Below are 25,571 nucleotides of genomic sequence, written 5' to 3' on the forward strand. Positions count from 1 at the left end.
CGGTGCGAAAGAAAGGATGCTGCGTACTCGCATCATCCTTTTTTTTGGGCGGATGCTCTTCGGGCTGCACGGCAATACTTGCCACGGCTCGGCACCTCTACAAGGCCTCGCCCTCGGACTCCCACACGACGTTTCGTCCGGAATTCAGCTATTTGGGCACCACTTTCGAGGGCCGGGGACGCCTTGTGGGAATAGCGGGCCTCGCGATCGACTGGCTTGGCGACAAGCTCGAGGTGGTTTATTCCAAGCAGTGCCTTTCCCGTGATCTGTGCTTGAGCTTTGAACGGTGGAATCCCTCCGTGCCGGCCAACGTTGCTTCGTCAAGCGCTGGTTCATGACCCTGCCCCCGCCCGGCCCGGTCACCCATCCACTTCACCTCACCCTGCTGGCCGCAGCGAGCGTGCTGATGATGTCCCCCACCCATGCCACCACCAGCGCCCCTGCCGACGCCGCGCAAGTGCGCCCGGGCGAGCGGCTGAGCGATTGGCTGCTGCGCCAGCCCGAGCAAGCAGCCGGCCCGGGCCTCGCATGGCAGGTGCCGCAGGAAGTTTTGCCCCAGCAGTTCCTGAAGGACACGCTGATGGTTCACGTGGAAGCGGCCATTCGATCGGCCCCCTCACCCGAGGAACGCGCGTCGCGCGAGCGGCTCCTTGCCATGCTGAACAGCCTGCCGGCCACGGGCCGCGTGGCTCTGGGCATCGTCGATGCGCGCTGGCTGCAGGCGAATCCGAAAGAAGACCCGGTGCTGAGCGAAGGCCAGCGGCTCGCCGTTCCGCCGGCTCCGCTGCGGTCGGTGACCGTGATGCAGCCGGACGGCAGCTTTTGCCAGGTGCCGCACGAAAGTGGACGCTCGGTGCTCGACTATCTCAGCGCCTGCGGACTCGGCGGCCAAGCCGACTGGGCCTGGATTGCGCAGCCCGATGGCCGCACTGCGCGCGCCGGCGTTGCGGGCTGGAACGCCGAACCGGCCGATGAACCCTCGCCCGGCGCGTGGATCTGGGCCCCGCCGAGCCGCATGGCCGACTTGGCTGGCCTATCGGAAGGCATGATCAAGTTCCTGGCGGTGCAAGGCCCGTCGCCGCAGGAAATCAAGGCGTCCCCGGCCGCCAACGCATCGGTGGCAGCCGCCCCCAGTGCGACTGCCACCGGCACCCTCCCCGACGCCGTGGCCTCGCAGCCCCGCCCGCTCGACATCAGCGGCAACGACTGGGGCGAAATCGGCCTGCTGCAAACGCCATCGGCCCGCATGGGACTGGCCGGCGACGTGCGCACGTCGTTCACGTCGATCTGGCCCTACACGCGGCTGAACTTCATGTTCCAGCCGCTGGACTGGCTGGAAGCGGGCTTTCGCTACACGTCGATTTCTAACCGCGCGTATGAGGCCAGCACCACCGGCCAGTCGAACAAGGACAAGAGCATCGACATCAAGGTGCGGCTGCTCAAGGAAACTGCCCGCGTGCCCGAGCTGGCGCTGGGCTTTCGCGACCTTGGCGGTACCGGCCTTTTCTCCGGCGAATACCTGGTGGCCAGCAAGCGCTGGCACGACTTCGATTTCAGCCTTGGCATTGGCTGGGGCTACCTGGGCACCAGCGGCAACATCAGCAACCCATTCAAGCTGCTGGGCAGCCGCTTCGATACCCGCTCCCGATCAAGCACCAATGAAGCCAGATTCGGCTCCTACTTTCGTGGCCCGGCCGCCCTCTTTGGCGGTGTGCAGTGGCGCACGCCTTGGGACCCGCTCACGCTCAAGCTCGAGTACGACGGCAACGACTACCAAAGCGAGCCGCAGGCCAACAACCAGCGCCGGCGCACGCCCTTCAACATCGGCCTTTCTTACCGCGTGTCGCCCAAGGTCACGTTGTCCGCCGGCTTCGAGCGCGGCGACAAGTTCATGATTGGCCTCACGCTGGCAAGCAACCTGGCGGCGTCGCAGTCGCCCAAACCGGCCGATCGGCCGGTGCCGGAATTCAGGCCACAGGCGGCCGAGCGCTCGCCCGGCTGGGCCGCCACCGCGGCAGAGATCGAAGCACTGACCGAGTGGACCGTGGAGCGCATTGCGCCCAAGGACGACGTGCTGCACGTGTGGGTGACCGACAGCAACACCGTCTACCGCACTGCCCGCGTAGAAAAAGCCATTGCGGTGCTCCACCACGATGCGCCGGACACCATCAAGAGCTTTGTCTTTCATTACTCGGAGCGCGGGCTCGCGGTGCATGCACAGGCGATCGACCGGGCCGAGTGGGTGGCCGTGCGCATTCAGGCCCTGCCGCCGCATGCGGCGCGCGCCGTGTCCAAGCGCGACTACGAACCCGAACTGCCCCGGCCCGACAACAAGAGCAAGACCGCGGAAAGCAGCGTTGCCAGCCAGGCCGCCGCCACCGAGCCGCAGGCCCCTTGGGTGCGTCCCCGCGACAAGTTCACCTTTGGAATTGCGCCGAGCTATGGCCAGATCGTTGGCGGGCCGGACGCATTTCTTTTGTACCAGCTTGGCATCCAGGCCACGGCCGAATACCGCTTTACCCCGCGCACATGGCTCAGCGGCGCGGTGAACTTGCGGCTGGCCGACAACTACGACAAGTTCACCTACACCGCGCCCAGTGACCTTCCGCGCGTGCGCACCTACCAGCGCGAGTACGTCACGTCAAAGCGCTTCACCATTCCGTCGCTGCAGCTCACGCACGTGGGGCAGATGTCGAGCAACCACTACTACAGCATGTATGGCGGCCTGCTCGAATCCATGTTCGCCGGCGTGGGCGCCGAGTGGCTGTATCGGCCGGCACGCTCGCCCGTGGCCTTTGGCGTGGACATCAACCGCGTGCGCCAGCGCGACTTCAACCAGGACTTTGGCCTGCGCGACTACAAGGTGACGACCGGCCACGCCACTCTGTATTGGGACACCGGCTGGAACGGCGTCATGGCAAAGATCAGCGCCGGTCAGTATCTTGCGGGCGACCGCGGCGTGACCCTTGAAGTGATTCGCCGCTTTGACAACGGCTTTGTGCTTGGCGCCTATGCAACCAAGACCAACGTTTCTGCCGCGCGCTTTGGCGAAGGCGATTTCGACAAGGGCATTTATCTTTCGATTCCGCTCGACGCGTTGCTGCCGCGGTCGACCAAGTTTGCGCTGAGCTTTGGATGGTCACCGCTCACGCGCGATGGCGGCGCCCGCCTGGGCCGCAGCAACACCCTTTACGAACTTACCTCCGTGCGCGACAAAGGCGCCTTCAACTTTGCGGCCCCTGAAGATAAAAAGCCTCGTGCCGGAGACAACATCTTGAACTTCGATCGCAGCCCATGAATACCGTTCTAGTCGTTTGCATCGGCAACATCTGCCGAAGCCCGATGGCGGAAGCCTTGCTCGCCAAGAGCCTGCCGCAGATGACCGTGTCTTCGGCCGGCACGGGCGCGTTGATCGGTCACCCTGCGGACCCTATTGCCCAGGCGTTGATGGCCGAGCGAGGGCTCGACCTTGGCTACCACCGCGCGCGCCAGGTCACCCAAGCTATGTGCGTTGAGGCCGACCTGATCCTCACCATGGACGAAGGTCAGCGCCGCCACATCGAAAACAACTATCCGCTGACGCGCGGCAGGGTCTTTCGCCTTGCCGAAACCGCCAAGCTGAATATTCCCGATCCCTACCGTATGGGACAGGAAGCCTTCGAGCACGCGCTCCAACTCATCGACGCTGGCGTCAAGACCTGGGCCGAACGCATTCGGCAATTCAAATGAACACTACTGCTGTCACCACTTCCAGCGGCGCGCGCACTGGTCAGCCTGCTGCAATTTCAACTGCAGCGGCGGACGATGACGAGATCAACATCTCGGAGTGGATCGACATCCTGATCGATCGCAAGTGGCTCGTGGCCGCCGTCACCGCGCTGGCGCTGGTGCTCGGCGTGGCCTACGCGGTGATGGCCACCCCCATCTACCAGTCCAACTTGTTAGTGCAGGTCGAGGACGCTGCACCCGATGCCAAGGGTTTCCTCGGCGAAGCTTCCAGCCTCTTCGAAGTGAAGACCCCCGCCACCGGCGAAATTCAGGTCATCCGATCGCGAATGGTGCTAGGTGCGGCAGTGGACCAAACGCGCGCTTACGTCGACGCCAGGCCGCGCTACCTGCCGGTGCTCGGCACTTGGCTGGCACGGAGGGCCAGTGGCCTTTCAGAGCCCGGCTTCCTTGGAATCGGCGGCTACGTCAACGGCAAGGAAAGCATCAGGGTCGTACGCTTCGACGTGCCGGCGGAGCTTGAAGACGAAGCGTCGTTCTTGCTCACCGCCCAAGGCGAAGGCAAATACACACTGAAAAATGCGGCGCTGGACCGGCCGCTGACCGGCATAGTCGGCCAGCCGCTGCACCATGCGCTAGAAGACGGCGCCATCGACCTACTGATCGACAAGCTCGAAGGAAAGCCCGGAGCGGAATTCATTGTATCGCGTGCCTCGCAACTGCGCACCGTCGAAAATCTGCAAAAGCGGCTGCAACTCAGTGAACAGGGCAAGCAATCCAACGTGATCAGCGTCGTACTGGAAGACAGCGACCGCGACCGGCTCTCCCGCATTCTCAATGCTATCGGCGAACAATATGTGCAGCAGAACGTCGAGCGGAAGGCGGCCGAAGCGCAGAAAACGCTGATCTTCCTGGACGAGCAGTTGCCTGAATTTAGGCGCCAGCTCGAAGCCTCAGAAGACGCCTACACACGCTTTCGCAACAAGAACGGCACGGTGGCCTTCGACGAAGAAGCCAAGGGCGTGCTGGCCCAGACCATCGAGCTGCAGACCAAGTTGCTCGAAGCTCAGCAGAAGCGCCGCGAACTGGCCGCGCACTTTACCGATGCCAACTTGCGCGTAAGGACCATTGATGGCCAGATTGCCGCCATCGAAAAGGAGATCGGTGGTCTGAACGCGCGCGTGAGCCGCATGCCCACGCTGCAGCAAGATGCACTGCGCCTAGAGCGCGACGTGCGGGTCAATAGCGGTCTTTACCAGTCGCTGCAGAACAACGCGCTGCAGCTGCGCTTGGTGAAGGAAGGCAAGACGGGCAATGTACGCCTGCTCGACAAGGCCGCGAAGCCCAAGCAGCCGATCAAGCCGCAGAAGTCGCTGATCGTGGCGCTGGCGTTGGCGTTGGGCCTTCTGGCCGGCACGGCATTGGCTATCGTACGCAGCTGGCTCTTCAGGGGCGTTCAGGATCCGCAGGAGATCGAGTCCCACACCGGCCTTCCGGTCTATTCGGTCGTGCCTTTCACAGCCGAACAGACGGCGCTAGACCAAAGTATTGCCGCTGGTGTCAAGGGCATCAAGCTGCTGGCTGTGACTCACCCTGACAGCCCATCCATTGAGGCATTGCGCAGTCTGCGAATCGCGCTGCAATTTGCCACTCTCGAAGCCGGCAACAACCGGGTGCTCATTACCGGCGCAACGCCGGGCATTGGCAAGAGCTTTGTTTCAGGCAACTTTGCCGCCATCATGGCCCACGCTGGCAAGCGGGTGCTACTGATCGATGCGGACATGCGAAAGGGCCACTTGAACAAGCAATTCGGCCTGCCGCGCGAGAACGGCCTCTCGGAACTGCTGGCCGGCGAGCTTTCGGCACAGCAGGCGATCCGCTCGCAGGTGCTGCCCAACCTTGACATTCTGACCACAGGCAAGCTGCCGACCAATCCGGCTGATATGCTGATGTCGGAAAGCTTTGTGCGCCTGCTTGACATGATGTCCGCGCAATACGAACTGGTCGTCATCGACACGCCGCCGGTGCTGGTTGCCGCCGACACGGCCGCCGTAGCACCGTACATGGGCGCGGTGCTGCTAGTGGCTCGCGCGGATCAGACCCAGCTTGGCGAACTCAACGAAAGCGCCAAACGCCTCGCACACGGCGGTAAGGCAGTAAGCGGCGTGATCTTCAATGGCATCGACCTGACGCGGCGCCACTACGGCAGCCAAGGGTACCGCTACGGCGGCTACCGGTACACGGCGTACAAGTACAACGACTAGACCCGAAAGCGGGTGTCCCCCAATGCTGTGGTTTTGGGTCGAAGGAGGTTCGGCTTAGATCCCGAATTTTCGGTAGTCCGAAGACACTCCTCCAGCACCGCCAGTGTTAGGGCAATGAACGTGACGACCTGATATCGAGTACCCGCTCGAAAACCGGTCTGAGGCGCTCGCTCCCCGTCAACGTCAGGTGGTTCGAATCGAAATAGAGGGGCTTCCCATTTCGGTCCATCAGTGTGCATTTTGGCTCGCAGAATGCATCCGCCACTTCGAATGCCTTGACACTTGGTGTCGTTTCAAGCGCGCTTTGCAACTCAACGTTCTGTGCCTGCACATCTTCGATGCCAAGAACTGGCAACGGCTCGCCCTGCATGTTCCGCAGAATTAGCGACGGCACCAAATCTGGCCACACTGGCACAGGCTTGATCAACACTACTGCAATTCCATCTTTACGTGCGAACTCCGCTACTCTTCTCAGAGCGTCGGTCCCCAGGGTGCGGGATGCGTAGTGCAATACGATCGTGTCAGCGCCACCAGACTTTGCCTCTTTGACAACGCTGGCCGGCGAAAGGCCCCCCGCCATTAACGGCGAGTTGTCGGCCACGAACGAGACTCCCACGCCGCCGCTGGCCGCCACACCAGCAAACACTGTTTTTATCGCATCGGCATGGCTGTTGCCCACCAGCAAAACGCGTCGATGAAGCGCGGGCACGCCGCGAGTCAAGTCGCAGGAGATGGCTTTGGGATCCACGATCCGCATCAGCTTCCCACATCGATAGGGAGAGCGATCAGACCAAGCTTGGTACACCGACATCTCATTCGCTGGATAGATCGCTCGCTGGAGAAATCCTCCCATGGGAATGAGCGTAAGCGAGGCTGTGGCCGCGGCGAAGCACCACCCCAGAAGATTCACCTTCAAACGGAATGGACGCTCCACCAGCGCATAGAGCAGCGTTGAAACCACTACAACCAAGGCGAGCATTGCAACTGTCTGCCAGTTGTTTTCCGCCTTGATCACGGTCCCGTTAAACGGCTTGTACAGAAAGAGGACGATCACCGGAAAGTGTGCCAGGTAGATCGAATAAGAGTAGCCCCCAAGACGCTCAAGCAGAGTTGCCAGCGGGTTTGCCTCAATGCGGGCAGGGAGGCCGAAGGTCAATGCGGTCGCGGTCGCGAGACTGATCAGAACGGACACCACCCCTGGATGACCGCGCAGGAAACCCAGCGCCTCGCCGTTGACGCGGAAGAATGGAATGCTGACGATGGCTAGCATCGCGGCGGCACCCAGCCAAGTCCAGGCCCGCCCTTTGTGCGCTCTCATGTTCGAAAGATACTTCGCGACGCCATAGCCAGCGAGGAACTCCCAGAGGCGCAGTGGCATCCAGAAAAATGATGTCTTCGGAGAGAGCCCAACGATCACAAAGCACAGTACAGCCGAAGCAACGGCGACAAGAAAATAGCTCGCCTTTAACTTCTTAAAGAACCAGTAGAGCATCGGAACCAGTAGATAGAACTGGATCTCAACGCCGAGCGACCATAGATGCAGAAGCGGCCTAAAGGCACTCTTGTCGAAGTAGGAGTTTTCGTACCACAACCCGATATTCGATGCGAAGAAGGTGGCAAAGACGGTCTGGTCTGAAACCTGCGAGTACTCGTTCGGCGTGGTCATGATTGCGGCGAGCATCAACGTCGCAAGTACAACCGCAAAGTAAGCCGGCAACAGGCGTTTGGCCCGCTTAGCGAAAAAATCCGCCTTCTTCGTCGGGTCGTACATGACGGCCATCAGGTATCCGCTGATTACGAAGAACACATCCACACCAAGAAATCCGCTGGCGAATCCGGGAAACCCAAGGTGGAAGCAAACGACGAGGAGCACCGCTATCCCTCGCAAAATCTGAATGTCTTTTCTGTAGTTCACATTTCTCTCATTGCGCATTGCGACCGATCTGACGGGTCACGGTGGCGACGAGTCTCCCACAAGCCAGCCAGCATCGAAGCGCTGGCTCGAGCTTTGATGCGGAATCACAGTGGTGCAGAAAGCTTGCGCGAGTTCGGAGAAGTCCCTCTTAGCGCAGAAGTGCTCGGCGCCTTTGATGCGATACAACTAGCAGTCGACGACCGTGGGCGTCAGCGAGCCCCCGCTCACCCTACAATTCGTGCGATCAACAGGCCGAAATAATGAAACACCTGGACACGCTCGCAACTCGCAGTGCTGCGTTGATGATGGCCGCCACAGCCTTTTCCGCAAGTTGGGGTGTGACCATTCTAATTGAGGGAATTTCACTCTTTAGGACACTCGCGTTTGCGACGCTCGCCATCCTAATTTACGATGCGCTGCGCAAGCGGCGAATGGCCAAACTTGAAAGTGTTGAGATTAGCATTGCACTGTTGTGGATTTGGTGCCTCCTCTCCCTCCTATGGTCGCTTGACTCAGCGCTCTCTTCAGCTCAGATATTTGGCACTTCGCTTCTTGCTTTTTTGGTATTCATAGCAACGCTGCGGCTATCTCTTTCGCCTAAATACTGGAAGTCTGTTGGCCTTTTCTACGTTCTTGGATGCGTGGTTGCAAGCCTAATAGTGCTCACGTCCGCAGTAAGCTTTGCGACAGGGGGACAAGGCGATGATCGAGCAACTGTAGGAGAACTAAACGCTAACTACATCGCTTATGCAATCGCCACATCGATTGCAATGGCACTGACCCTCCACAACTATCAGCCGCAACGATGGTTCGTAAAATTGGCTACGGTGCTGTATGTCCCCTTAGCGATGTCGGCAATCTTATTAACCGGGTCGCGCGGCGCCATGATGGCTGGGGGAGCGTCGGTGTTACTCTATTTTCTGCTGTCCATCAAACGACAGTTCATTTCGTCAGTCGCTTCAATTGCCCTCGCTTTTGCCGGAATCTATTTCTTATTTGACTACCTCCCAGATTCGGTGAGAGATCGGATGGAATTTTTTACCGAAGCCATTTTTCAATCTAGCGACGCAGTAGATCTTTCAGGCCGAGAATACGTCTGGCCCCTAGCAACACAGCTATTCTTTGAGAATATGTTCTCGGGAATTGGATTTGGTGCATTTCGTGCTGCCAACGGTGATGGCATTTCTGTGCACAATGCAATTCTGACGATGGCCGCAGAGACGGGATTGCCGGGGGTTATTCTTTTCAGCTTCACAGTCCTTGCGGTTTTTTGGCGCACTATCTTCAAATCGGCGAACCCAGAGGTGCGCAAGGGCGGTTTCTTGCTATTGGTGACTTGGGTGCCGATTGCGATGACGGGTGTGTGGGAGGCTTCTGCCGTCGCGTGGATGGCATTTGGCTGGTACTTCGGCGCATCGAAGCATCCATATGAGCCGCCCGAGCAGCTGGACGGCAAGCGGCAAAGGCGTCTCAGGATTCAATGGTGACGATCAGGCCATCAGCCATCGCAGGTGTCGCCAGCGATTCTGAGCTGACCAAGACGGCCGCGTCGCGGCACCGATCTTCGTAGGGCGCACTTGGCGCGACGCTGAGTTTCGGCGGCCGTAGCCTTTCAAATCGACCACTCTCGATCATCCGCTCGAGCCGAGCCATCCGAAGGCCAGCGGGGCCGCTGGCGCTGAGGCTCAAGCATGGTCTTGAGGTTCAGCTTGCTAGGCGCCGAGCGAGAGGGCAATATGGCCTGCCGCATTGGATGCGGCTGTCGTAGTGAGTCTGCGGACTACTTAGTCGCCCGTTGCCGAACCAAAACAGCCTCTGCCTTAGCTACGGGCTTCAAAGAGTGACGCTTGAGTCTCAAAGCAGGACGCTCTACTAGGAGCCACGACAGCGCAGCGATCGAGAACGTCAAGAACAATGCTAGCGAAAGGCTGGGTACGGCTAGGACCAAGAGAAGATTGATCACCGGCATGTGCCAGACATAGGCGCCAAAGCTCAAGTCAAAACTGAGAGGAAGGAAAGGAGTCCCGAACGCGCACCATAGAACCACGGCCATATAAAGGGCGAAGTAGATCAGTCCTAGTCGATTCCCTGCTGATCCGAGGAATGGACCCGGTTCGACTAGCGTCAATGCGGCCAAAGGCAGGATGGCTAGAGGAAGAAATCTAATGCTGCGTTGTATCGTGGAAAAATGCTTCACTGCCAGTATCCCGGCGCCGAACATCCAACCCCAAGCGATAGGGGTCAGTGCGATGAAATCGTAAACCGTCTTGCCCCGATAAATTGCGTCTTGCCAGATCGTTGGCCCCAGCGCATAAATGGCAAAGGAGACGCAGCTAAGAAGCAGCACGGCGTAGCGAAACCGCCGCTCTAACCATACGAGGGCCGGGACACAAAGATAGAAGAAAATCTCAGTGGTGAGCGTCCAGAGCGAGCCATTGATTACACCGACACCAATGTCTCGAAAATGCTCCGGGTTATACGCTTGGCCCAACGTCGTTTGCGCGAAGAACCACGTCGCATAGGTTGAGAACTTGATCAAAAGATCAGACCAACCATGGGCGATCAGTGCGACCGCCGCTCCTCCTAGGGTAACGAAGACTAGACCAGGATAAAGCCGCAAAAATCGATTCAGAAAATACCGATGATCCGGCGTGTTCACGTAGGCTGCGTAGATCAAAAAGCCACTAACAAAGAAGAACGCAGGTACTCCAGGAAAATGCTGAATCAGCGCCAATCCAGGTCCAACCACACCCAGATGCTCTGCCGCATGGAGCAGCACAACCTGAACTGCGAAGGCAAGTCGCAGCCACTCGAGATTATTTTCCCGCGGGAAGAAAGTAGACAGCGTTGATGTCAGCGCTTTTGACATTGGACGGGCGAGTTCAGGCGGCTCAGGGATTGATACTTACCGCGCCTTCTGGAACGAAAAATTGTTCGTCAGATCGGGGCGAGTGCTGAGGGCGAGACAGCAGCACCAGCAGTCGCGCCCTCTGGCGTGACTGATACCTGTGCCGGGAGTACCTCACTCTGGCGCTCACGCTCCAGGTGTACCCAGTCGACCACCTCCGCGTGCGGTCGATAGCCGCCCAGAAGCTGCTGCAGCTGGCGTTTGATTGCAGGCACGTCGTTGCGCGCGAGCAGCGTGCGAAGCTCATCGATCTGTGCCGCCAGCTCTGCCCACGGCGGGCACGCTTCATGAGCTTTCATCACGCGCGGATGTGAAGTGGCCATGGCGTTGTCGCCAATCAGCAGTTCTTCATACAGCTTTTCGCCGGGACGCAAGCCGGTGATCAACAGCTCGATGTCACCTTCCGGGTTCCGAGCATCGCGCACCGTGCGCCCCGACAGCTCCACCAAACGACGCGCCAGGTCGATGATGCGAACCGGCGACCCCATCTCAAGCACAAACACATCGCCGCCCTCGGCCATGGCGCCGGCCTGGATCACCAGTTGGGCCGCCTCGGGAATGGTCATGAAGTAACGCGTGATGTCTTCATGCGTGAGCGTGATGGGTCCGCCCGCTTCGATCTGCTGGCGAAACAGCGGCACCACTGAGCCGCTGGAGCCCAGCACATTGCCGAATCGCACCATCGAAAAGCAGGTGCGCGGCTTCTGCTGCGCCAGGCCCTGCAGCGTCATCTCAGCCAGGCGCTTGCTTGCCCCCATGATGTTGGTCGGTCGCACCGCCTTGTCGGTGCTAACCAGCACAAACTGGTCAATGCCGTTGTCCCGCGCCGCCAATGCCGTTGTAAGGGTACCCAGCGTGTTGTTGATCAAGCCTTCTACGGGGTTGTGCTCCACCAGCGGCACGTGCTTGTAGGCCGCGGCATGGTAGACGGTATGGGGCCGCCACACGCTCATGATCTGGCGCATGCGCGCGCCATCGCAAACCGATGCCAGCAGCGGCACCACGCTCAGCGCGGGGGCTTCTTGCTCCAGCTCGCGGTGAATGGCGTAGAGCGCGTACTCGCTCCATTCAACCAACAACAGCACCGAAGGTTTCAACTGTGCAATCTGGCGGCACAGCTCGCTGCCAATGGAACCGCCCGCACCGGTCACCAGAACCACTTTGCCACGCACATGGCGATTCAGCAGATCGTCGACGGGAGCCACCGGATCGCGGCCCAGTAGGTCTTCGATGTCGACTTCCATCAGGTCCTTGACCTGCACCCGGCCCTGCGCCAGATCGGCCATGCCAGGAAGCGTGCGCACGCGCAGATGCAACGACAAGAGCTCGTTCAGAATTTGCGCCCTGCGGCCATAGGAAACCGACGGCAGCGCCAGCAGCACGTCGGTAATGCCCTCAGCGGCGGCATGGGCCGCGAGCCAGGACGGCGGATCAATGGGCAGTTCGTTGAGCGTACTGCCCTGCAGCTGCACTGAATCGTCGACGAATCTCCGCACCACCATTTCCGGGCTGTGCGCGAGTGCCGCGGCCAACTGCCGGCCGGCCTCGCCGGCACCGTAGATCACCACCTGCGGCAGCGCCTTGCCACGCAGCACCTGCGTGTACAAGCCGCCCAACCAATAGCGCGCCACGACGCGCGAAGCGCCCACGGTAAACAACAGCAGCGCAGGCACCAAGAGCCCCACCGTGCGCGGAATTCCCTCGACGCCGAATGCGGTGAATATGAGGACATAGCCGACGCTGAACAGGGAGCAGGCATGCACGACAGCCATCAGCGCCGCGCTGCCGGCGTAGCGGAAGATTGCACGGTACAGGCCCGAGACCACAAAAAGCGGCAGCGCCAGCATAATTGCACCGGCAACCGCCAGCCAATGCACGCCCGTCAGTTCTATCCACCGCTCGTAGCGCAAACTGAATGCCAGCCACACGCACAGCACGCACAGTCCGGCATCCACCAACAAGGCCAACACCCGCTTTACGGGGCGCGGCAGCGCCAACATAGGCTGAGCCATACGATCGATCATGCGAACCTCCTGGAGAAGTTTTTACCAACCCGGCATGCTGTGAATCCATCATTGCGCCCCCTGCCCGGCGGGGCGCAGGCGTTCCAGCAAGAACGCCAAGCCGGCGCCAATCAGCAACCCCACCCAATCGGCCAGCAGATCGACAGCCTCGGCACTGCGATCGGGCGTGAACGATTGCAGCAGTTCGATAAGGCCGCCATAGGCCAGCAACGCGGTCAGGACGACGGCTGTACGCCCCGGCCAGGCCCATTGGCCCAGCAGCCCCAGCACCACAAAACCCAAGGCATGGTTGGCCTTGTCCCAGCCGGTGGTGGGCAAGGCTAGCGAGGACGGCGCCAGGCTCAACACCAGCAGCACGAACATGGCCAGCGCCAGCAGCCAGCTCCAGACCCGGGCTCCTGGCTTAGGCAACCAGCTTCGCGCAGTGTGCAAGCTCATGCGGCGCTCGCTTCTTTCAATACCCGCTTGACGGCCACACAGCTGGCCTCCATTTCAGCAGCCGTCAGCGTGGGATGCACCAGGAACATGAGGCTGGTTTCCCCCAGGGCACGCGCCACCGGCAGGCGGTCGGCCGGCCGCCAACCGGTGCCGTCGAAAGCCTTCTCAAGGTAGACCTCCGAGCAAGAGCCTTGGTAGCAGGGCACGCCCTGGGCCTGGATGGCATTCACGATGTGGTCGCGGTTCCATCCGGGTGCCAGTCGATCGGGCTGGACATAAACATAGCACTTGTAGTGCGCATGCACGCTGACCTCGGGCAGCTCTGGCACGCGCACTGCTGCATAGGGGCGGCAGGCCGCCCACAGCGCTTCTGCATGGCGGGTGCGTTGCACCGTCCACTCGGTCATGCGGCGCAACTGAATGCGACCGATCACCGCCTGCATCTCGAGCATGCGCCAGTTGGTGCCAAAGCTTTCGTGCAACCAACGGAAGCCCAGTGGGTGCTCGCGGTTGAACACCGCCTCGTGGCTTTTGCCGTGGTCCTTGTATTCCCACATGGCGCGCCATAGCGATTCGTCGTTAGTGGTGACCATTCCGCCCTCGCCACCCGTGGTCATGATCTTGTCCTGGCAGAAAGACCAGGCCCCAATATGCCCAATGGAGCCAACCGGGCGCCCGTTGTAGTACGCGCCATGCGCCTGGGCGCAGTCTTCGATAACCTTGAGGTCATGCTCTTCGGCCAGCGCCATGATCGGATCCATGTCGCAGGGCCAACCGGCCAAGTGCACGCAGATGACCGCGCGCGTGCGCGGCGTGAGAACCTGTGCAATAGTTTGCGCCGAGAGGTTGCCGCTGTCGGCATCTACATCCGCAAACACCGGCGTGGCACCCGCATTGACTACGCACGACACGCTGGCCATGAAGGTGCGCGGCGTCACCACCACTTCGTCGCCCGGGCCGATGCCCAGCGCCTTTAGCGCCACGTCGAGCGCCAGCGTGCCATTGGCCAGCGCCACCGCATGCGCAGTGCCCGACCACGAGGCGAACTCTTTTTCAAACTCGCGACATTCCTGCCCGGTCCAATAGTTAACCTTGTTGGAGAGCAGCACGCGCTGCACCGCTTCTGCCTCTTCGGCGGTGAAGCTGGGCCAGGGAGAAAACGAGGTATTCAGCACAATCAACCTTTGGAAGAAAACAGGCGAGCCGGATTGCCCACCACCGTGGCGCCAGCCGGCACATCGCGCGTGACCACGGCGCCCATGCCGACTACGGCACCGCGCCCGATGACAAGAGGCTTTCCGGGCTGGCCCTGTTTGATAACGGCACCCGAGCCGATGTAGGCGTGGTCTTCAATGACCACATTGCCGTTGCACTTAACGCCCGGCGCAAAAGTGACGAAATCGCCGATCACGCAGTCGTGCTCCACATAGCTGTAGAGGTTGGCGTGAAAATGCCGGCCGATGCGAATGTTGGAAGTGATGGTGACGAAGGGGCTGAGAGCCGCGCCCTCGCCCAGCGTCACGTCATCCATGCACACCACGTTGTCCGCGCTCACCGTCCAGGGACGCACGCCATCTGCCATGCAACGCACGGCCAACTGCTCGCGCATCTTGCTGTTTGCAATGGCCAGGACGGCGTAACGCTCGCTCGCCTCTTCTTGCAGGAATTCCGTGTAGCCCAGCACTCGCTGGCCGTTGACCACTGCTGCCACGGGAGCGTCGTCTATGAAAACAAGCCGAGCGTCTGCGATGCCCTGCCGCGCCAGCTGCGCGCGCGCCAGCGGCATCACGCCCCGGCCACAGCCGCTGGCGCCATAAACGGCGAACAAAGGCTGCGTCACGACTCACCTCCGGGCGAGGCGGTAGCAGAGCCGGTAAAGCGCGGCATGGTCGCCTCGCCTGCCGCGGAGATTCCATCGCGCACCAGCACCTTGCGCACAGTGAGCCAAAGGATATTGAAGTCGAGCCACAGCGTGCGGTTGTCTACGTACCAGACGTCGAGTTTGAATTTTTCTTCCCAGCTAAGGGTGTTGCGGCCATTGACCTGCGCCCAACCGGTAATGCCGGGGCGCACGTTGTGACGCCGCGCTTGCTCCGCCGAGTACAGCGGCATGTACTCAGTCAACAAGGGGCGAGGTCCCACCAGGCTCATTTCGCCTTTGAGGACGTTCCAGAGTTCGGGGAGCTCGTCGAGGCTGCTCGAACGCATGAAGCGGCCGAATGGCGTGAGCCGCTCGGCATCAGGCAGCAACTGCCCGCTGGTGTCGCGCGCGTCGGTCATGGTGCGGAACTTGACCATCTCGAAAGGCCGCCCTCCAAGACCCGGCCGAACCTGACGGAAGAAAACCGGCTTGCCTAGCCTGCGACTCACCTGCCACGTCAAGATTGCAAGGGGGATGGAAAACAGCAGCAATGCCACCGCGGCCAAGAAGACATCAAACGCTCGCTTCATATCGAATCTTCTGCTCGCGCCCAGCTGCCTGAAAAGCGCTCCGAACCTCTCAACGCCGATCTGCAGCGACAGGTACTCGCGATAGTGACGCTGTGCCTTCGCTCCCATTTCTCCCAGCGCATCCGGCGCCATTGCTGCCAGTGCTTCGGCGGAGGCCGCCAACAACTGCGGGTCTTCAGACGCAGCAATGACCCCAGCGCCGGACTCTCTGACCAGATTGGCAGCATCGCCATCTACTGCCATGAGCAACGGCTTGCCGGCGGCCATGTAAGCCTGCGTCTTGGAGGGAATGGTGATCTCGAACAACGGGTCTTTACGCAGATGCACCAGCAATGCATCTGACGCATTCAGCAAAGTGCCAACTTCAGCCATTGGCACAGCCGGCAAGAAAACCACATTGCTCAGGCGCAGTTGTGCGGCCCGCTCGACAAGGTGACCTACTTCCACGCCGCCGCCCAACAACACAAAGCAGACGCGCGACTCGCGTTGCTGCAGCAGCACGGCCGCACTCAGTACCGCATCGAGCGCCTGTGCCTTGCCCATGTTCCCGGCAAACAGGATGCGGAACTTCTCGGCCGCTGGAAACGCTTCCGGCAATTTGCCTTGCGGCGCCGTCAGCGAAGCCTCATCGGCCCAGTTGTAGATCACGTCTATCTTTGCTTCAGGAACACCGCGCTGCACCAGCAGCTTCTTGAAGCCGGGCGAGAGCACGGCAATGTGATCCACATGCTTGTAGACCCATTGGCAGACCGATGCGACGATGCCCAATGCCCGCTCGTTGTTGAGCATGCCGGTTGCGCGCAAGGTGTCGGGCCACATGTCCTGGATGTCATAGACGACCGGAATCCGGCGGAGAAGGCGGATCAACCCAGCCGCCACGCCCACAGTCAGTGGCGGGTGGTAGGCATACATGACCGCAGGGCGCTTGGCGAAGAGCAAACCATAGATGAACGCAGACGCCGCAAAGCTCGCGTAGTTCAACACCCGTTTGATGGCGGATTGGCCGTGGTCGGGGTATAGCGGCAAGCGAGTGACATGGACGCCATCGATCACTTCGCGCTGCAGCCACTTGATGCGGTACCCGGGATAGACCTTTCCACCCGGGTAGTTTGGAAAGCCAGTGACGACCTCTACCTCGAAGCCTTGCCGCACGAGCTCACGCGCGAACACAATGCCCTTGAAGGTCGGCTCGGGATCGAACCATTGCGTCAGCAGCAATACACGCGTGGCCATGGGATCAGTACTTCTTCCACACGACCCGATTCACATAATCGGTGTAGCTGTGAATGATGCGCAGCACCTTGTCCGAGACATTCGGCATGCTGTAGTCGGCAATCTGACGCAAGCCACGCAGATCACCGCGAGGCTGGGTCTGGAGGATGGCCAGCCCCTGGCGCACACGCGCAACCTCGAGCCCCACCATCATTACCGCGCCCTCTTCCATTGCTTCAGGCCGCTCGTGCGCCTCGCGCAGGTTGAGCGCCGGAAAGTTCAGGATTGACGACTCTTCGTTGATGGTGCCGCTGTCGGAAAGAACTGCGCGGGCAGACATCTGCAGCTTGACGTAGTCGTGAAAGCCGAGAGGCTTGAGCAGGCGAACATTTGCATGAAAGTGAGCCCCTGCCGCGTCGATGCGCTTTTGGGTGCGCGGGTGCGTGGAAACGATCACCGGCAATCCATGATCTTCAGCCACTGCATTGAGCACATCGACCAGCTTGGCGAAGGACTGGTGAGACTCGATGTTCTCCTCGCGATGGGCGCTCACCACAAAGTACTGGCTTCCCTCAAGCCTCAGCCGCGTGAGCACATCGGACGCATCGATGCTCGAGCGGTAGTGCGATAACACCTCGACCATGGGACTGCCAGTCTTGATCACCAAGTCTGGCGGCAGCCCCTCTCGCAGCAGGTAGTCGCGGGCGATGGTGCTATAGGTCAGATTCACATCGGCCGTGTGATCCACGATGCGCCGGTTGGTCTCTTCCGGCACGCGTTGGTCGAAGCAGCGGTTGCCGGCTTCCATGTGAAAGATCGGAATCTTGCGACGTTTGGCCGGAATGACGGATAGGCAACTGTTGGTGTCGCCCAGCACCAGCATTGCCTCGGGCTGTTCCTGCCCAAGTACCTTGTCGACCGCGATGATGAGATTGCCTATGGTGTGCGCGGCCCCTGTCGAATCTGCCGCGCTGTTCAAGAAATGATCGGGCTTGCGAACCCCGAGGTCATCGAAGAAGACTTGGTTGAGTTCGTAGTCGTAGTTTTGGCCGGTATGAACCAGCACATGGTCGCAATGCTCGTCCAGACGCGCCAACACACGGGAGAGGCGAATGATCTCGGGGCGCGTGCCCACCACTGTCAAGACCTTGAGTTTCTTCATGGGAACAATCAGTAATCGAAGGGCCTACAGCGGGCAGGCGAAGGTGTCGGGCCGCGCGCGGTCGAACACCTCGTTGGCCCAGAGCATGACGACCATCTCTTCAGCGCCGATGTTGGTGATGTCGTGCGTCCAGCCGGGCACGGTCTCGACAATTTCAGGCTTCTCGCCCGCGGTGAGCAGCTCATGTGCTTCGCCCGTCTGCATGTGCCGGAACTTGAAGCGCGCCTGCCCCTTGATCACCAAGAACTTCTCGGTCTTGCTGTGGTGGTAGTGGCCGCCTCGCGTAATGCCCGGGTGCGCGGTAAAGAACGAAAACTGGCCGGCGTCCGGCGTCTTGAGCATCTCGACGAACACGCCGCGCGCGTCTCCGTACTGCGGCACCGAGTAGGCAAACGACTCGGGTGGCAAGTAGCTCACATAGGTTGAATAGAGCGCCCGCACCAACCCTGTTCCCACGCGATCGATGGTGAGCGTGTTGCGACTGTCCCTGAACGACTGAATCTGCTGGGCCAGTTCGCCCACAGTGGTGATGTACTGCGGCGCTACGGCGGCAAAGCCATCTGCGTTGGCCTCAGCATCTGCGCCGTCCATCAACTGAAGAAGGCGCTCGATGACGTCGTCCACGTAAACCAGGGTGACGGCAGCGGACGGGTCATTGACCCGGATGGGAAGGCCGCGCGAAATGTTGTGGCAGAACGTAGCCACGGCTGAGTTGTAGTTTGGCCGGCACCATTTGCCGAACACATTGGGCAGCCGGAAGATGTGCACCGGAATGCCCTGGCTGCGGTTAGCGGCCTGCAGCGCTTCTTCCGCTCCGCGCTTGCTGCGGCCGTAGGGGTTGTCTAAATCTGCCTGTGTGGACGAGGTGTAGACGACGGGCACCTTCTTGCCTGTGGACTCGGCCACGGTGCCGATGGCCTGGCACAGGCTTTTTGTGAGTTCCGTGTTGCCGCTAGCGAACTCATGCGGGTCTTGCGGACGATTGACGCCCGCCAGGTGAAACACGAAGTCCACCCCCTTCAACAGCGCAGGCAATTGCTCCACGCCGTCGTCGCGAGTGAAGCAAACCACCTGCACATCCTTGCGCTCGGCCAAGTGCAACTGCAGGTTCTTGCCCACGAAGCCGCTGGAGCCGGTGATCAATACCTTCATGGCCTTACTCCTGCGCCAAGGCGGGTTCACCGCGGGCAATGCGTCGCATGAAGTCGAGCTTGAGCAGCAGCGTCTTCATGCCGTCCACATCGAGCCGGGTGGTGTTGTGCGAGTTGTAGTCTTCACCGTGCGTGCTGCGGGTAATGCGCTGCTCGCCCTGTTCCACGTACTTGGCGTAGTTCAGATCACGACCATCGGGCGGCACGCGGTAGTAATCGCCTTGGTCTTCAGCACAGGCCATTTCCTCTCGGCTCAACAGCGCTTCATAGAGCTTCTCGCCATGGCGCGTGCCGATCTCACGCACCTCATGATTCGGCTTGCGCATTACCTCCAGAATGGCTCGTGTCAGCACCTGCACCGTGGCTGCCGGCGCCTTCTGCACAAAGATATCGCCGTTGCTGCCGTGCTTGAAGGCATGCAGCACCAATTCGACCGCGTCCTCCAGTGTCATCATGAAGCGCGTCATGGTCGGGTCCGTCACGGTGATGGGCCTACCTGCCAGCACCTGCTCCACGAACAGCGGAATGACCGAGCCGCGGGACGCCATGACGTTGCCGTAGCGGGTGCCGCAAATAACGGTGTTTGTGCTTTCAAGATTTCGGCTGGCGGCGACCATGACCTTTTCCATCATGGCTTTGCTGATGCCCATCGCGTTGATGGGATAGACCGCCTTGTCGGTACTTAGGCATACGACACGCTTGACGCCCGCTGCAATTGCAGCCTCCAAGACGTTTTCGGTGCCAAGCACGTTCGTGCGGACTGCCTGCATCGGGTGGAACTCGCAAGACGGTACTTGCTTTAGCGCCGCGGCATGAAAGACAAAGTCGACGCCGCGCATGGCCGCGCCGACGCTTCGCGAATCACGTACGTCGCCGATATAGAACTTGACCTTGGGATGGCTGTAGCGCTTTCGCATGTCATCCTGTTTTTTTTCATCGCGGCTGAAGATGCGAATTTCTCCAATATCAGTCGGGATAAAACGCTTGAGTACAGCATTACCGAAAGAACCGGTGCCGCCGCTAATTAATAATGTCTTGTTCGAAAACATAAATCTTTTTGATTAAATTCGAGCCACTAGACTATCTTTGATTCGACACCCCGCCCCAAACACGCATGTAGTCCAGAAAAACAGCATCAATTGAATAACAGCGCTCTGCTTTTTTCTTTGCCGCCTCTCCAAGGGACACTCGTGCTTGTGCATCCAGAATAAGCCTCCGCATTTCGCGCTCTAATTCGTCCGGGTCTCGGGAATTTACAAGCACGCCAGCGCCCTCCGCCAACATTTCCGGGATTGCGCCAACCTTCGTTGCCACGATCGCCCGGCCAAGAGCCATGGCTTCGACAATGACATTAGGAAAACCTTCGGAGTGACTGGGCAGAACAAACAAGTCACACGACGCCACGTGCTGCATGGCGATATCGTGGGGCAACTCGCCTAGAAAATTCACATTTTCTGCACCATGGCTCCGAACTAGCTGATCGCGATAATCGGGCTTATATGAACCAATGAAATCGAGTCGCCAGCCTTGCGGCTGAAGGCGACCCCAGGCAGACAAGAGTTCATCAACACCTTTTGCCGGAATTACCCAGCCTAAAAACACAATCGACCGAGTCGCGTAGGGGTCTCGAGGCTGACCGGATGGCAGCAAGTGCGTGTTCACACAGTTGGGAATCAGCTCAACCTTGCTCGCAGGCAAATAACTTCTCACCGCCTCATAAGTTGTTTTATCAATTAGGACAACCCGGGATGACATGCCCATAACAATCCGAAGCAAGCGCCACTCCAGCGAGTTCGCCAAAGCGATCGCTGGAATACGTCCGAATCGAATATGAAGAACCAATGGCACTCCAAAAATCTTCCCGAGAAGGGCTACAGCTAGATCGCGCACCACACCCAAATGCCCGGATGTGGTTAAATGAATAGCATCGAAACGATTGCTACACAGGGAAATGCATAGCCTCACAATGTCGAAGAGCAACTGCAACGATCCACCAATGGATCTAATTACAATACCAGTTTGGTGAATAGAGCGCCAATTTGGAGCAGTATTGACCTGCGAAATCACGATATCTTGCCTGCCTTTCGCGTAAGCGGAAATCAAAGCAGTCCAATGCGCGATGCCACCGTACGGGGGAGGCACCGGAGAAACGAGGCAAAGGCGAATGGGGATACGAATCAACTGGAAGCTCGCTCGGTGCTTTTAAAAAAAGAATCCAGATCCTCTGAATGAGCACGAAAATCAAAAGATCGCTTCGCTTGCTCAATCGCCGAATACCGCATTGCTTGAAGTTGAAGGCCGGAAAGTTCCAATGCGCGTTCAATGGCTAGCGTGAGAGCACGAACTGAACAGTCGGTGCAAACCAATCCTTCCACTCCATCGCGGATATACATTCCGATGTCGCTGGTCAGGTTGGCAATCACGGGAGTACCGTTCGCTAAGCTTTCAACCAGCTTCGTTGGGAAACCAGCGTTAGTAAAACGCGCAGACTCTCTTAGCAATACAGTTAAATCGGCAGCGCGAATATGCTGTGCAATTTCGGTTTGATTCAGGTATCCCAAGACCTCGATATTCGAGGAAAATTCGGAGCGGTTATAACTTGCTTTCAGATGCTCCAAAGTAGGCCCCAATATTTTCAGTCGAAGCCTTGTACCGGTGACGTCGAGGGCCTCTACCGCTTCTATGACATGTAGCAGCAGGTCTTTCTTACCCGGGGTTCCGGCATAGAGAAGCACCAAGGGTGCTCCAGGATTCTTTAGTCGGAAAATATTTTGATCGGTTTGTACGTCAAGCGATGGAGGAATTCGAACAACCTTGCATCCCAATTCTCGGTAATGGTTTTCGAGCAAGGAGCTAATCGCGATTACTCCATCGCATCGAGGATAAAAGTAACGCAGGGCGACTTGAGCGTTAAGGTAGAACGGACCAAATCGTCCGCCCTTCATCTGTCGTGGGTCGTACCATTCGACAACGTCTGCAATCAGAGGTATGCCGTGTCGCTTGCACCACGGCAACAACCTCAGCATATATTGCGCGCTCCCTCCATATACAACGACATGAGATGGTTTGGAGGGTTGACGGTCTAACCATTGAACGGTCTTTCCTCCCCACTCGACAAATACTCTCCATAACTTCTTCAATGAAGACATTCCCGCGGCCGGAGACTCTCCAACTCCGACATACCGGATGCTATCCTTCGGCTCGCCTTCGTTTAAATTCTGCTCAGCGACAGGCACATCACTACCGCCTGCAACCACAACTGAATAGCCCGTTTGTGCAAGCGAACGAGCGATTCCAACCATTCGGCGAGACCCGGCCTGCCCCCAGGGAAAAGGAAATGGGCCCACATACGCTATCCAACTGCTTGTTCGCATGATTTTGAAAATCCGAGAAAAGGATTAGTCAGATAATTGCGCCGCCGCCTGAGACAGCACCAATGCGAACCGCCGTCGCTCGGGAATGGCATCGTGGCGTTTAAGCGCCGTGCGATAGCCAGCTTGGCCAAGCATGTACCTTCGAGTTTCCGATTCAGCCAGCTGGCGTAGCGCATCAGTCAGCATCGAATTAACTCCTTCTTCTGTCACAATTAGGCCAGCCTGTGACTGCACGATGTACTGAATCGAACTCAGGCTATTTGGGCCGATCGCTAAGATAGGACGCCCTGCAGCCATATACTGAGGGATCTTTGTGGAAACAGAAAGCTTCGTAAAGCGCGAATCCTCGGGCGAGAAGGATTCGGCGTGTACTAGCACATCATACGAACCTAATACGTTAGCCACTTGATCTGGGGGAACGGAAAACAACCGCGAAACGGAACCAAAGGACGAGAAATGTTTCCCGTACAACTCGATGTCTTTCGCTGGTGCACAGATTTCGAGCGAAAGTGATATGCCGGAAAAGGTCGTCGCTTCGAGTGTTTCGGCCAGTGCCAACAGGGTCCGCCACCGATTCAGATGCAGTCCACCTACATATCCGAATCGGACTGCATTGGAGTCAGAATTTTTAATCACGGGTATGCCGCTATTGCACTCGACACAATTCATGAAATAGTCAAATTTCTTATCGTATCGGGCATTCATTGCCTCGGCCATGCCCGATCCAATTGCCAGCCCAATAGGGGCTCTGCGGAAAACGTCGGTGAGACGACGAGCCATCACACCTCGAAATAGTTTGCGAAGACGGTGCGACTCATAAAGGGTACTGGGCCAATCATCCATAAAATGGGGGACCACCGGCTTACCGAGACGCTTGGCAAGCTGTATAACCAGACCGCAGATGCGCGATCCACCAAGAAGTGTGTAGATGACATCCGGTGCAAACTCGTCCGCCCATTCGAGCAATGTAGGCGACGCTCGAAAGGGTGCAATATCGCCTACGGCGGCAAGCAATCCTAGGTCATTAGAGAAATCTTGGACTTGGACGGTAGAGGTATCAGTCGAAATGGCAATTTGGCGACTGCGCGACGCTCGAAACCGCCCTAGTATTTTTTTCGCCAGTCGGACCGAAGCGATGTCATTGCTCGAGAATCGCCATACCTTTGCGCAATACGCCGGATCCGGCGCACTGGCCGAATCGTAAATTTGCGCAATACGATCGATTGGCCATCCGGCAAACAAATTCGACATCGTGATTCCGGTCGCGTCGATACGATTTATTGGAGCGGCGCTGACCACCAATACCTTCGGAAACTTTGCCTCAATCGAATTCACGTTATACCTCTCACTCAGCAGCTAGAAATCTTATGTCAGGCAAAACTTGTTTGTCACGTCTCGATCTGGCGACAAAAAATGATTCACGGAATATAAATAGATTGGCAAATCATCACTATTTGTGTCTGCGAACGTCGCAAAAAATATGAGCCCGCAAGAGTTTAGACAAAAAATGCTGGAGAACTATTTGAGCGAGCCGATACAATAGTACTCTCACGAGATACTCGATTCATTAGCCCGTAAACTCGCCATACTTTTTCTCGAGAGTTGGGCGAAACTTGTATTGACTTCGATCTGCATCAAAATGCACCTGAAGGCGAATCCAATATTGATCATCCATATCGCATACTCTTTTGAAAAAGAGCTCGGAATAAGTGCGGCCGCGAGCACTCCGCCCGCGGCGAGCAATAACCCATAGCTGGCCTGTCCTTTGAAACGGGAGAGCCCGTTCAAAATGATTGACGCAACGCTGTTCCAAAAGCCGAGAACCATAAATACGGTCGATGCGACGACAAGGTGCGGCGAAGGAACGATTTCGGCTATGCCTATCCAATGCTCAATAATGACGGAACCACCGAATAAGACTACAGCGCTGCTAATTGTTGCGACGCCAATACATGCAATTGAACATTTTCGGTACGCCCCTAGAATCCATCGTGCGTCGTTTTTTTGGTTCGCCTCGGCGATTGCGGGCCAGAGCGGGCTCAAGACATACGTCAAAAGCATGCCGGGAATTGCAATCAATTTCATTAGCACTGCAAAGTCTGCAACAGATTCTGCGCCGTGCTTGTACGAAATAAGAACCGGAATCGAATTGTTGACAAGATAAATCGCCACAGATGCACCCAACCCCATAGCACCAACCGATAACAGACTTTTTGCGCTTTCAAGGTCGATTGCTTTGAAAATCTCTGATCGGCGCAACCTCAACCATCTGTGTCGGTAAAGCAGGAGGGGTATGCCTGCAAGCAGCAGAACGCAGCTTGCCATGCCGCCTACGACAAAGACCAATGCAGGAAGGCCTAGTCGAAAATGAACAACAACAAACAATAGTCCAAGCGAAAGAAATCGAGCTAGAACTTGCAGGACGGCGACCCAAAATCCCTCTTGAATAGCATTAAATGCACGTTGCACCAGTCCACCGAGCAATCCCAACGCGATGACGGTGATAGTGGCGAATGCAGTTGGACCGATATCACTTTGGCCTTCAGTACTCTGCAAGGAGAACAGGGAAGCCAGTTCCAACCGTGGCAATGCAACGTAGCCAATCACCACTACTGCAATTACGATGCCGCCAACCAAGGTAAATGCGCTATAAAACGCGTTTCGCGCCCCCCTGTAGTCACCTTTACCCGCGTGTCGGGATATGCGATCTTGCATCCCGATGCCGACACCGAAATCACTAAAGGTTATGAACGCAAAGGCGGTCGAGAGAGTCATCCAGATGCCGAACCGTTCTGGCCCCACATAGTCGAGCGCAAGTGGCACGCTGATCAGACCAGTCGCCACCTGGATAATTTGCGCCGCCATATTCATAACCGCTGTTGAAGCGGCGCGACGATACCGGTCTTGTCCAGCATTCACCACTTGGTTTGACATTTGGATCTTGCT

At 58.3% G+C, this 25,571-nt stretch carries 18 protein-coding genes and 1 pseudogene; 4 read left to right on the forward strand and 15 right to left on the reverse strand.

The window, feature by feature from the left end; genetic code table 11:
• Positions 1–334: 334 nt before the first annotated feature.
• The 3 genes from J2X92_RS07030 to J2X92_RS07040 are packed head-to-tail and all read left to right on the forward strand — an operon-like array spanning position 335 to position 5,990.
• A complete protein-coding gene (locus J2X92_RS07030; protein ID WP_307574481.1) occupies positions 335–3,298 on the forward strand; it encodes a YjbH domain-containing protein in 2,964 nt (987 codons plus the stop codon).
• A complete protein-coding gene (locus tag J2X92_RS07035; protein WP_055804661.1) occupies positions 3,295–3,729 on the forward strand; it encodes a low molecular weight protein-tyrosine-phosphatase in 435 nt (144 codons plus the stop codon). Before J2X92_RS07030 ends, J2X92_RS07035 begins: the two co-directional genes overlap by 4 nt.
• On the forward strand, positions 3,726–5,990 hold the full coding sequence (locus J2X92_RS07040) for a polysaccharide biosynthesis tyrosine autokinase (protein ID WP_307574482.1): 2,265 nt from the start codon (positions 3,726–3,728) through the stop codon (positions 5,988–5,990). Before J2X92_RS07035 ends, J2X92_RS07040 begins: the two co-directional genes overlap by 4 nt.
• 106 nt (positions 5,991–6,096) lie before the next feature.
• Here the strand turns inward: J2X92_RS07040 and J2X92_RS07045 are convergent, their stop codons facing one another.
• Entirely contained in the window at positions 6,097–7,905 is a 1,809-nt protein-coding gene (locus J2X92_RS07045; RefSeq protein WP_307574483.1) for an acyltransferase family protein, read from the reverse strand.
• Between the two features lie 260 nt (positions 7,906–8,165).
• On the opposite strand from J2X92_RS07045, the gene J2X92_RS07050 reads away from it, so the two are divergent.
• Entirely contained in the window at positions 8,166–9,392 is a 1,227-nt protein-coding gene (locus J2X92_RS07050) for an O-antigen ligase family protein (RefSeq protein WP_307574484.1), read from the forward strand.
• A 293-nt stretch (positions 9,393–9,685) separates the two neighbouring features.
• On the opposite strand, the gene J2X92_RS07055 is transcribed toward J2X92_RS07050, so the two are convergent.
• The 14 genes and pseudogenes from J2X92_RS07055 to J2X92_RS07120 form a co-directional block, all read right to left on the reverse strand.
• Positions 9,686–10,774, reverse strand: coding sequence for an acyltransferase family protein (locus J2X92_RS07055; RefSeq protein ID WP_307574485.1), 1,089 nt, complete (start codon positions 10,772–10,774; stop codon positions 9,686–9,688).
• A gap of 68 nt (positions 10,775–10,842) precedes the next feature.
• Positions 10,843–12,837 carry a polysaccharide biosynthesis protein gene (locus tag J2X92_RS07060; protein WP_307574487.1) on the reverse strand — a complete coding sequence of 665 codons (1,995 nt, stop codon included), beginning with the start codon at positions 12,835–12,837 and terminating at the stop codon, positions 10,843–10,845.
• Between the two features lie 48 nt (positions 12,838–12,885).
• Complete coding sequence (locus tag J2X92_RS07065; protein ID WP_307574489.1) at positions 12,886–13,275, reverse strand: VanZ family protein; 390 nt, start codon at positions 13,273–13,275, stop codon at positions 12,886–12,888.
• Positions 13,272–14,450 carry a DegT/DnrJ/EryC1/StrS family aminotransferase gene (locus tag J2X92_RS07070; RefSeq protein WP_307574490.1) on the reverse strand — a complete coding sequence of 393 codons (1,179 nt, stop codon included), beginning with the start codon at positions 14,448–14,450 and terminating at the stop codon, positions 13,272–13,274. The genes J2X92_RS07065 and J2X92_RS07070 overlap by 4 nt, the downstream gene beginning before the upstream one ends.
• 2 nt (positions 14,451–14,452) lie before the next feature.
• A complete protein-coding gene (locus tag J2X92_RS07075) occupies positions 14,453–15,115 on the reverse strand; it encodes an acetyltransferase (protein ID WP_307574492.1) in 663 nt (220 codons plus the stop codon).
• Positions 15,112–15,726 (reverse strand): sugar transferase, encoded by a 615-nt coding sequence (locus tag J2X92_RS07080; protein ID WP_307574746.1) that lies wholly within the window; start codon positions 15,724–15,726, stop codon positions 15,112–15,114. The genes J2X92_RS07075 and J2X92_RS07080 overlap by 4 nt, the downstream gene beginning before the upstream one ends.
• 147 nt (positions 15,727–15,873) lie before the next feature.
• Positions 15,874–16,959: pseudogene (locus tag J2X92_RS07085) on the reverse strand (glycosyltransferase family 4 protein); the annotation flags it as partial.
• A gap of 4 nt (positions 16,960–16,963) precedes the next feature.
• The gene (gene wecB / locus J2X92_RS07090; protein WP_307574493.1) at positions 16,964–18,100 is read right to left on the reverse strand and encodes a non-hydrolyzing UDP-N-acetylglucosamine 2-epimerase; all 1,137 of its coding nucleotides are present in this window, start codon (positions 18,098–18,100) and stop codon (positions 16,964–16,966) included.
• A gap of 24 nt (positions 18,101–18,124) precedes the next feature.
• A complete protein-coding gene (gene wbjC, locus J2X92_RS07095; RefSeq protein ID WP_307574495.1) occupies positions 18,125–19,252 on the reverse strand; it encodes a UDP-2-acetamido-2,6-beta-L-arabino-hexul-4-ose reductase in 1,128 nt (375 codons plus the stop codon).
• Positions 19,253–19,256: 4 nt separating this feature from the next.
• Positions 19,257–20,300, reverse strand: coding sequence for a polysaccharide biosynthesis protein (locus J2X92_RS07100; RefSeq protein ID WP_307574497.1), 1,044 nt, complete (start codon positions 20,298–20,300; stop codon positions 19,257–19,259).
• A 31-nt stretch (positions 20,301–20,331) separates the two neighbouring features.
• Positions 20,332–21,432: a glycosyltransferase family 4 protein gene (locus tag J2X92_RS07105; protein WP_307574499.1), complete on the reverse strand. Its 1,101-nt coding sequence runs from the start codon at positions 21,430–21,432 to the stop codon at positions 20,332–20,334.
• On the reverse strand, positions 21,429–22,553 hold the full coding sequence (locus J2X92_RS07110; protein WP_307574500.1) for a glycosyltransferase: 1,125 nt from the start codon (positions 22,551–22,553) through the stop codon (positions 21,429–21,431). Before J2X92_RS07110 ends, J2X92_RS07105 begins: the two co-directional genes overlap by 4 nt.
• A gap of 96 nt (positions 22,554–22,649) precedes the next feature.
• The gene (locus J2X92_RS07115; RefSeq protein WP_307574501.1) at positions 22,650–23,960 is read right to left on the reverse strand and encodes a hypothetical protein; all 1,311 of its coding nucleotides are present in this window, start codon (positions 23,958–23,960) and stop codon (positions 22,650–22,652) included.
• 213 nt (positions 23,961–24,173) lie between these two features.
• Positions 24,174–25,559 carry a lipopolysaccharide biosynthesis protein gene (locus tag J2X92_RS07120; protein ID WP_307574503.1) on the reverse strand — a complete coding sequence of 462 codons (1,386 nt, stop codon included), beginning with the start codon at positions 25,557–25,559 and terminating at the stop codon, positions 24,174–24,176.
• Positions 25,560–25,571 lie beyond the last annotated feature (12 nt).

The organism is Variovorax paradoxus, from assembly GCF_030811855.1.
Lineage (GTDB): Bacteria > Pseudomonadota > Gammaproteobacteria > Burkholderiales > Burkholderiaceae_C > Variovorax > Variovorax paradoxus_L.

What these genes read in the sequence shown, in the direction of transcription:
- J2X92_RS07030 (WP_307574481.1), top strand. Translation starts at nt 335, where the DNA reads ATGACCCTGCCCCCGCCCGGCCCGGTCACCCATCCACTTCACCTCACC.
- J2X92_RS07035 (WP_055804661.1), top strand. Translation starts at nt 3,295, where the DNA reads ATGAATACCGTTCTAGTCGTTTGCATCGGCAACATCTGCCGAAGCCCG.
- J2X92_RS07040 (WP_307574482.1), top strand. Translation starts at nt 3,726, where the DNA reads ATGAACACTACTGCTGTCACCACTTCCAGCGGCGCGCGCACTGGTCAG.
- J2X92_RS07050 (WP_307574484.1), top strand. Translation starts at nt 8,166, where the DNA reads ATGAAACACCTGGACACGCTCGCAACTCGCAGTGCTGCGTTGATGATG.
- J2X92_RS07055 (WP_307574485.1), bottom strand. Translation starts at nt 10,774, where the DNA reads ATGTCAAAAGCGCTGACATCAACGCTGTCTACTTTCTTCCCGCGGGAA.
- J2X92_RS07060 (WP_307574487.1), bottom strand. Translation starts at nt 12,837, where the DNA reads ATGATCGATCGTATGGCTCAGCCTATGTTGGCGCTGCCGCGCCCCGTA.
- J2X92_RS07065 (WP_307574489.1), bottom strand. Translation starts at nt 13,275, where the DNA reads ATGAGCTTGCACACTGCGCGAAGCTGGTTGCCTAAGCCAGGAGCCCGG.
- J2X92_RS07080 (WP_307574746.1), bottom strand. Translation starts at nt 15,726, where the DNA reads ATGAAGCGAGCGTTTGATGTCTTCTTGGCCGCGGTGGCATTGCTGCTG.
- wecB (WP_307574493.1), bottom strand. Translation starts at nt 18,100, where the DNA reads ATGAAGAAACTCAAGGTCTTGACAGTGGTGGGCACGCGCCCCGAGATC.
- wbjC (WP_307574495.1), bottom strand. Translation starts at nt 19,252, where the DNA reads ATGAAGGTATTGATCACCGGCTCCAGCGGCTTCGTGGGCAAGAACCTG.
- J2X92_RS07100 (WP_307574497.1), bottom strand. Translation starts at nt 20,300, where the DNA reads ATGTTTTCGAACAAGACATTATTAATTAGCGGCGGCACCGGTTCTTTC.
- J2X92_RS07110 (WP_307574500.1), bottom strand. Translation starts at nt 22,553, where the DNA reads ATGGTTGGAATCGCTCGTTCGCTTGCACAAACGGGCTATTCAGTTGTG.
- J2X92_RS07120 (WP_307574503.1), bottom strand. Translation starts at nt 25,559, where the DNA reads ATGTCAAACCAAGTGGTGAATGCTGGACAAGACCGGTATCGTCGCGCC.